The 7,897-nt window shown below is 50.8% G+C and carries 11 protein-coding genes; 2 read left to right on the plus strand and 9 right to left on the minus strand.

The features are described 5' to 3' along the window. Positions 1–68: 68 nt before the first annotated feature. Entirely contained in the window at positions 69–965 is an 897-nt protein-coding gene (locus ACSHWX_RS14995) for a hypothetical protein (protein ID WP_435669041.1), read from the plus strand. On the opposite strand, the gene ACSHWX_RS15000 is transcribed toward ACSHWX_RS14995, so the two are convergent. From ACSHWX_RS15000 to ACSHWX_RS15035, 8 genes are all read right to left on the minus strand, one after another. Beyond that, on the minus strand, positions 962–1,243 hold the full coding sequence (locus ACSHWX_RS15000) for a hypothetical protein (RefSeq protein WP_435669042.1): 282 nt from the start codon (positions 1,241–1,243) through the stop codon (positions 962–964). The two genes, ACSHWX_RS14995 and ACSHWX_RS15000, sit on opposite strands and share 4 nt — an antisense overlap. Next, positions 1,243–2,808 (minus strand): DNA cytosine methyltransferase, encoded by a 1,566-nt coding sequence (locus ACSHWX_RS15005; protein WP_435669043.1) that lies wholly within the window; start codon positions 2,806–2,808, stop codon positions 1,243–1,245. Before ACSHWX_RS15005 ends, ACSHWX_RS15000 begins: the two co-directional genes overlap by 1 nt. Continuing rightward, the gene (locus ACSHWX_RS15010) at positions 2,805–3,191 is read right to left on the minus strand and encodes a GcrA family cell cycle regulator (protein WP_435669044.1); all 387 of its coding nucleotides are present in this window, start codon (positions 3,189–3,191) and stop codon (positions 2,805–2,807) included. The genes ACSHWX_RS15005 and ACSHWX_RS15010 overlap by 4 nt, the downstream gene beginning before the upstream one ends. Beyond that, positions 3,192–3,578, minus strand: coding sequence for a hypothetical protein (locus tag ACSHWX_RS15015; RefSeq protein WP_435669045.1), 387 nt, complete (start codon positions 3,576–3,578; stop codon positions 3,192–3,194). After that, on the minus strand, positions 3,575–4,636 hold the full coding sequence (locus ACSHWX_RS15020; protein ID WP_435669046.1) for a DNA-methyltransferase: 1,062 nt from the start codon (positions 4,634–4,636) through the stop codon (positions 3,575–3,577). The genes ACSHWX_RS15015 and ACSHWX_RS15020 overlap by 4 nt, the downstream gene beginning before the upstream one ends. Then, entirely contained in the window at positions 4,633–4,950 is a 318-nt protein-coding gene (locus ACSHWX_RS15025; RefSeq protein WP_435669047.1) for a hypothetical protein, read from the minus strand. The genes ACSHWX_RS15020 and ACSHWX_RS15025 overlap by 4 nt, the downstream gene beginning before the upstream one ends. After that, entirely contained in the window at positions 4,947–5,423 is a 477-nt protein-coding gene (locus ACSHWX_RS15030) for a hypothetical protein (RefSeq protein WP_435669048.1), read from the minus strand. The genes ACSHWX_RS15025 and ACSHWX_RS15030 overlap by 4 nt, the downstream gene beginning before the upstream one ends. A gap of 406 nt (positions 5,424–5,829) precedes the next feature. After that, a complete protein-coding gene (locus ACSHWX_RS15035; RefSeq protein ID WP_435669049.1) occupies positions 5,830–6,084 on the minus strand; it encodes a hypothetical protein in 255 nt (84 codons plus the stop codon). Between the two features lie 154 nt (positions 6,085–6,238). Here ACSHWX_RS15035 and ACSHWX_RS15040 point away from each other — a divergent pair, with 154 nt between their 5' ends. After that, positions 6,239–6,862 (plus strand): XRE family transcriptional regulator, encoded by a 624-nt coding sequence (locus tag ACSHWX_RS15040; RefSeq protein ID WP_435669050.1) that lies wholly within the window; start codon positions 6,239–6,241, stop codon positions 6,860–6,862. Between the two features lie 19 nt (positions 6,863–6,881). Here the strand turns inward: ACSHWX_RS15040 and ACSHWX_RS15045 are convergent, their stop codons facing one another. Continuing rightward, positions 6,882–7,772, minus strand: coding sequence for an exonuclease domain-containing protein (locus tag ACSHWX_RS15045; RefSeq protein WP_435669051.1), 891 nt, complete (start codon positions 7,770–7,772; stop codon positions 6,882–6,884). Positions 7,773–7,897: the final 125 nt, after the last annotated feature.

The raw sequence follows: 7,897 nt of genomic DNA on the forward strand, positions 1-7,897 counted from the left end.
ACACCACTTTGGACTTGACCTTGATGGGTGCGCGCTGAAATGGTGCCACGATATTTTTGGGGTATTTGATGAAAAACAAAGCGGCTGTAGAATTTTTGAAGCTTTTTGGAGTGTACGCGGTCGCAATTATTATGATTGCAGCCCTCGGCTTCCATATCTATGTTAGCCAACGCTATGCTGGCATACCGGCCGATGAGATTTGGTCTTTTTGGCCCAAAGGTTCTTCGTATGCTGGTTGGGTTGCACAAGCAGCGTTTTGGCTCTCTGCTATTTTTGCCGCATATCTTGCCTACGCTCGAACATTCGAATTGCGAGAGGCGAACAAGACTAAAAGGGTTGAACTCGACCTTGATCGCACGGCAAAGGCAATTGACAAGGTTTGCAATGAAAGCCTGACGATGCAAGCCGTAGGCTTTTACGAACTGCGTAGCCTCCTTATCACTCGCCCTAAGCTTAGAGGAGTGTGTACAGAAGCCGCGGCAAATTATATCGAGGAGCATTCCGAAAAACTGCTGACAAAACAAAAACTTGAGAAAACCGATACTGTCCGCCATATGGCACTTGCCATCGAGCTGATCACAGGAGCTAACAAATTCAGTGGTTCTAAGTACCGCATTCCAAAGGCAGTGCTGAACAACACAACTTTTGAGCTGTCCTTTGACAAAATTCAGTTTGTACTTTGCTACATAGCAAGATGTCGTTTCATAAGCATTGAATTCAGTTGGATGAAAATCTACAACGCGATATTTGAAGAAACGATCTATTTTCAGGACTGCACATTCACTGATGTGATGTTTGATCCGATACGCTTTAATAAAGACGATTGGCAAATTGAGTTCAAAGGGTGCAGTGGAGAAATCGAAATTGGCGGAAAGACCTTCAAACTTAGCCCAAGCAAAGTCACAGTAGTTACAGCGGCTGATGTAAAGACACGCGCCACCTACGATTTTCGACGCGACTTTTAACGACCACATTGTGCAAATTCCTTGCGTCGTTGATTAATCTCATCAGCACGTTTTGCTATTTTTTCTAAAAGGCGATCACAAGCAGGATCGTCGATGCAGTGAGAAACTGACATCAAAAGAACTCCAGAAATGACCTTGCTTTCCACTTCACATTTGAAGAGATCAAAGCTGCCAGCAAGATCGGCATATAACTGCTCTAAATCGCAAACTGTTCGGCCATCGGGAAGCCGTTCGCTATTTTCTTTGATTGTTTTCGCTATAACTGTCTCAAGCGACATCACACAGCCTCCATTCGCATCGGCATATCAACGTTCAATTCGGCCAAAATCTTTGGCAAATCTGGCGGCACTGAATTGCCGACTAGGTGATATTTTTGAGTTTTCGTTAGCCGTTTGAGCTTGCCATCCAGCTCAATTGTGTCTGGCAAGTCGCCTGGCAAAAATCCGTGCGCCGCCGCGCCTTCTTCAGGCTGCAACATGCGCAAATGAATGTCTGAAATCTGATAGGTCACACCAGAAATATCAACGGTCACAACACCATGTCTGGCGCGACCGGTTAAGCTGCTCAATGGCGCTTTCACCGTGTGGTCATTGCCGCCACTCGAATAGTAAGTTTCAACAAGCGCCGCCACAGCCGCCACATGGTTGCCGCCTGCCATAAGGGCCGGAACCGGCTCACGCACGTCGCGCCCATCTTTTGTCGAGCCACGCAAGGTAGTCAGCGACACAGCGGCCAATCCCTGTTGTGCGCCTGTGGTGGTTACGGTTGAAACCGGATCTTGCGCAGATCGCGAACCGATTGGTGCGCGTGGTCCGCCATTGTGTTGCGCCAAGAATGCGGCCACGCGATCGGTCTTTTCGCAATTAGCCGGCTGAAATTTCGGCACCGCCACGGTCAACTCACCGCCCTTGGCCGTGGTGATGGTGCGCAAAGGCTCTAGTGTATCATGCACATTGGAATTTGACGTGTGGGTGATCGGCACCAAGAAAGGTCGCGGATCGTTCACCACATATTTCATGATCCCCTTTGCGGTCCGGCGCTCAGTTGCTTCAGCAAGCGGTTTCTTGCGCTCAAAAATCGATTGTGATGGAAGCGACCAATCAATAATCGAGTGTGCGCCCACCCATGCCTTTAGGCCAAGGGCTTTATGTTCATGGCGGGGTGCATGCGTCCGCTTTGGCCAAACAGGTTTGGAGCCATCAGCCTTAGCAATACCAAACAACCGCTTGCGAATTGTCGGCACGCCAAAATCAGCGCAGATCAATTCGTGGCATTCAAAGCTATAGCCAAGACCGCGCAAATGTTTGATCCAAGCCTTCCAGTATTTCCCCTTGCGTTTCGGGTCTGGCACAAGCTGTTGGTTCTGGATCGGCACGCGCTCGCCTTTTGCGGCGACAGTTCCATCCAGTTTCAAAACCCGGCCAGTTGCCTTGTCGCGCTTCGCGATCAATGGCCCCCAACCTTGGATCTCTTTTACGTTCTCAAGCCCAATCGTATCTGGCCGTACTTGGCCAGCCCAACGGCAAACAACCCACGCCAGCGACCGGCGACGCTTGGAAACGGGTTTCGCGCCCTTAGCAATGCTAAAATGCGTGCAATCAGGCGACGCCCAAAGCATGCGAACCCGCCGCCCTTTGGTGGCCTCTAATGGGCAAACCTCAAACACATCACACCGCAAATGCTTGGTGTGCGGATGGCGTTTTTTGTGTACCGCGACAGAAATTGGCTCATGATTGACCGCCAAGTTGACCGGTATGCCAGCCCGTTCCAGCCCATCACAAGCGCCGCCCATGCCTGCAAACAAAACAACTGTCATCCGATCATCGAGCGTCCAGTGTTTCACAGCACCATCCTCCGATATGGCCGATAAGCAACCTTGTGATGCACTTCGCAATAGCTCTTGCTGGGAACCGTGTAGCGGCCACAAAACAATTGAATTTCCCCATCCCGATAGAGCGGCCATCTGCAGTCACATTCACCGAGCTCACCCAGCGGCAAAAACAACGCACCATCCGGCGCGTGGCTAGGGTCAAACGCTGCGCTGTTGCGCAATGCAGTGGCACTGGATTTGGCCGCCAACAGGTGAACGCCTTCGCGCGAATTGAGCTTTGCCGCTTCCTTTTTTTTGCTGGCCATCCGCCGCCGCGTTGCAACCGTGTTCATGTCGGTGCGCTTGGCGGCAATTGCCGGTTTGCCCGACCGAAAATCCAATGGTGAAAACCCCACTCAATACGCTCCCACAGCTTTTTTGATAAAGTCTCGGGATGCACTGGGCATCCAATAGCCAAAGCCAAATTTGCAATTGATTTGGATCGGCTGGTTTTCGATTGCAGCAAGCTTTTTGCGCAGTCGGTGAATGTAGGTTTTCACCACGCCTTCGCTGACCAACCCGCCCTTGGAGCCAACCGCAAACAGGCCGCGCAATTGCGCTTCGCTCAACATTTCAGACCGCATAAAGCCACGCAAAACACGCCCCTCACCAACGGTCAAATTCCAATCAGCGGGGATCAATAACGGCTTGGCCAAAGCTTTGCGCAATTGAACAAGCCGTTCGTCAGCTTCTTCCCGCAGGGCTTTCTCGCGCAGATACATGGCATGCCAATTGATGTTCATGGCGCCACCTCGGCCAAGAATTGCTCAAGTGGATTTTGGTCCGCCGCTAAACGTTCCTGGATGATGTCGACATATTCGGGGTTGAGTTCGATCAAGGTGCAATCGAGCTGCATGCGATCCGCCACCAAGCCAGTTGTGCCAGCACCGCCAAACGGGTCCAACACACGCCCACCTTTTGGACACCCTGCGGTAAGGCATCGCGCGACCAATTCTGGTGGGAACGTCGCGAAATGCGCTCCGGTGAATGGACGAGTCGCTATCTTCCAAACATCAACTGGAGCAGGTTCATAATTGCGCAAATTCCGTCCATTAGCCTGTTGCTCAGCCTTGGTCATCTGGTCCCAATTGTCATTGAAACCAGCATGCGGACGTGCTGCACCCCGTTTCTTTCCGCCAACCGCCTTCATATTTCCGTTGGTTTTTGCACCGCCGTTAGCTCTTGTACTACCAGCTTGTGCATCAATGTTTTGTGCCCAACGCTGTATAGAAGATTCCGCAGCATTTTGCCGCACCGCTGGCGCGTCATATTCATATCGCGGCGCTTTGGTCAGCATGAAAATCTTCTCATGCGAATTCGCAGGTCTGTCTGTCACGCTTTCCGGCATTGGGTTTGGCTTAGCCCAAATAATTTCCGACCTAATCCACCAACCATCCTCTTGCAGCGCGATGGCCAAACGGTTCGGCACCATGCACAAATCCTTGGCCTTCAAAACGCCTTGGATGGTCGAAAATGGCTTTTGCGTGAATGTGCGATCATCATTGTCGGACTTTATCCGCCCATCATCACGCACCTTGTTCCCTGCCGGTGAAGTCGCATAACAGTCGCCGTAGTTCATCCAGCATGTGCCTGTTGGTTTCAGCACCCGTTTGATTTCAGCAAACACCCGCACCATGGCTTCAAGATGCTCACCAAGCGTCGGCTCCAATCCCAATTGGCCCTCAACCCCATAATCGCGAAGCCCCCAATATGGTGGGCTGGTCACGACGCAATCAAAGTGGTCATCAGGCAAAGTGGCCAACATGGCCAAAACATCACCAGTAAGAACAACAACACTCATAACCGCCCTCCTGCGCCCAAAGCCTCAGAAGTCGGAAATTGCCGGTCTGTTCGGCTGTCATCCACATTGATAAAGCGCTGCGCTTCATTGATCAGCTCAAGCATTTGCGCCATTTGGTTTTGGTCAAGGCAGATATCCCGCCTATCTCCACCAAGGCAAAAACTCATGTAATGGCTTTGGTTGGGCAAAAGGTGAACACGCGCATTCACGCCATTTCCGCGCGGCACCTCAAGCGGCTGTGGCCTATGCCGCCGCCCCTTGCGCGAAATGTGTAGGCCTTGCGACATAGCAAGCTCACCCATTTTGCCCATCATTCAGCCCCCTGAATAATCTGGTCCATATGCTCCACAAGCGCCGCCATAACGGCCATGGTTTCCATCGCCTCTTTGCGCACACGCGTTGCTTCGTTCAAACTGATATGATCATCGGCCACGACCTCAGCAAAAGTGCTCACCACCTCGCCGCATTCTTTAGCCACAACGCCCAATTCACGCGCATTGTCGCCCTTGGTGGAAACGGCAATTGGCCGCTTAATCAACAAATGGTCAGACAGCCCAGCAAGGGCACGGGTAACAATCGGGTTGCCTAGCTTAAGTTCGATATCCGCAACAATATCGATCGGCGCAAACCGCTCTAAATTGTCGTCGCCAAAACAGGCATATTTGGAAAGGGTTTGCTGGCTCACACGGGTAAAAAGCGAAGCGCTGTCTTGGCCACCAAATTGGTCAAACAACGCATGGGTAGACGCTTTCAAATGACGATAAGAACCACCGGGCAATTGCCGCATCACAATACCCCCATTTTGCGACGGGCGTAAAAAGCCAAACCGCCACACCGTGACGCATTCAACATCGCCATGCCAATTTGCGTGGCATGAACACACTTACAAACCCAAAGCTGGAACAATCCATCCGCGAATTTCGCCACGCGAAGCGCAAACTGCGCAACAAGATGAAACAAGAACAAGGCAGGGTTGAAATGCGCGAAAGGGTAAACGCCCCTCGCCTTGCTCTTGTGCCAATGCCGCCCACAATCGTGGCGCCCACAATCGTGGCACTCACAATCGTGGCACTCACAATCGTCGCGCTCACAACGGTCCAGAATAAAAAGCAGACGCGCCAAACCACGGCTCAACGCGCCCGAGTTACTGTAGGAGGACAGTTTTCGCCTACAGGGAGGAAAAAGTGAAACATTCATGCCGACACCTCTGTGCCAACGAAATTGGGCGGACGCATAATGTTTTCAGGCCAAACAGCATCGCTGGGCCACTCAGCATCCATTTTGGTCAAAGCTGCTTCATATGTCTTGGTGTTCAAATCCGCACCGGACACAATTGCGTCCAGTCGTTTGCCACTTCCAAACAAGATTGTTGAAACACGAGACCGGCTCAGCTTCTTAGCTGCGCAATATCTACCCGTGATCTCAATTAGTGCTTCGCGTGCTTTCATAAATCAACATATGCGTACAATTAGACGCACAGTCAAGTCTTTTTCTAAGCGCGTATTACGCGAACCGATTGCGCTATAATGAAACAGCAATAAATTCGAGGACTAAATGGAAACGGTCGCCACAAGGATTCAACAACGCCTAGATGAGATTGGTATGTCGCCCAGAGCGGCATCCATAAAGGCTACAGGCGCTGATAGTACAATTCGCCACATACTGGACGGACGAACAAAGAGCCCTCGCTTAGATACGCTTGAAAAAATCGCTCAAGTCCTTGGCTGTTCATCTACATGGCTAATGCATGGCACAGATGATGCGCCAAGATCCAACGCCTCACCCGCCAACGTAAAACCACCATTTATGGACCAGATGAAACGCGACATTCCCGTGTTGGGCACAGCTGCCGGATCTGCGCTAAAAGACAATGGGTTTATGGTTATGACGGACCCAATCGACTATGTGCGCCGACCACCTGCACTTGAAACAGCCAAGGGTGTGTATGCGCTTTACGTGGAGGGCGACAGCATGTCGCCTAAATACGATGCTGGTGATTTGGTGTTTATCCACCCACACTTGCCACCCCGCATTGGCGACATTGTTGTTGTGCATGAGCAAAATGGCCACGAAAAAACAATGGCTTTTATTAAACGCCTCACCCGCCGCACCGCCGAATGGATTGAAACAGAGCAATACAATCCACCAGCTACGGTAAAATTCAAAAACTCAGAAGGCATCAAAATCCACAAAGTACTCCAAACCGGCGACCTATTTGGGATGTAATTTTGTAAGGCTGGACAGTTTAGCCGCCCTCTACAAAAAGCTCAGCAAACTCTATTGGACTCAAAATCCGTATATCTTCACCGTTAGCCAGGCGCTCTTCAGCCTTCAACAATTTGCTAGACTTACTGGCACCTTCGGCCAGAACACTAGGGTCCAACTCCCCAGCCACCAGCACATTGCATTTCTTGCTGACAGTCGTGACGATGGTAAACCCTAGTTTAGCCGCCGCATCACGCGCTTGGTTGCGCGACATGCCCGGCACCGCGCCCGTGAAGCATATCCCTTGCTTGAAAAACGAACCATCTGGATTTGGCTCAAACTTGCCCTTCACACTATTTGACGCAGGCGCACCACTAACCGAACCATCCACTTTGATGGGGTGGCCAATTTCCTCTTTCCATTGATCAAGCGTCCACCCCTTGTCTTTTAGTGCAGCCAGCAAAACCGCCGTTGCAGCCAATGCGTCCTCCAATGCGTCATGGTGTCCAAACTCAAATCCAATGTGGTCGGCCAGCGACCTCAACCCATAGCCACGCTGGCTGAATTGCGCCCATGTTTTGCGCACCACACGCGTACTATCCATCCAATGACAGTCAAAACGCGGCAAGTCATTTTGATCACACGCCTTATCAAAAGCGATCTGGTCAAATGTTGAATGAGAAAAAACAACCTGCTCATCAAAGAAGCCTTTGACTGGCGCATGTGCGTGAACAAATGTTGGCTTTCCAACAACCTGCTCAGGCCGAATACCGTGTACACCAATATTCACCGCATCAAAATCGGCCTTGGGGTCAATCAGCATGCTACCCTTCGAAACAATCTCCCAATTTTCAACTTTCACCATGCCAATTTGGCATATTGAACCTTGATTAGAATTAGCTGTTTCAACATCCACCATAATAAATTTCATAAAATATTCCCCAAATTACCCGCAAATCCAACCTCAATTCTCAATTAGTTTCAAGCGCTTAGATTCGCCAGAGATACGAAGACGCCCAACTCGCCACGTAAATTTAGACGCACAAGTAATTGACG

It is taken from the genome of Maritalea sp. (genome assembly GCF_051251695.1).
Taxonomy (GTDB): domain Bacteria; phylum Pseudomonadota; class Alphaproteobacteria; order Rhizobiales; family Devosiaceae; genus Maritalea.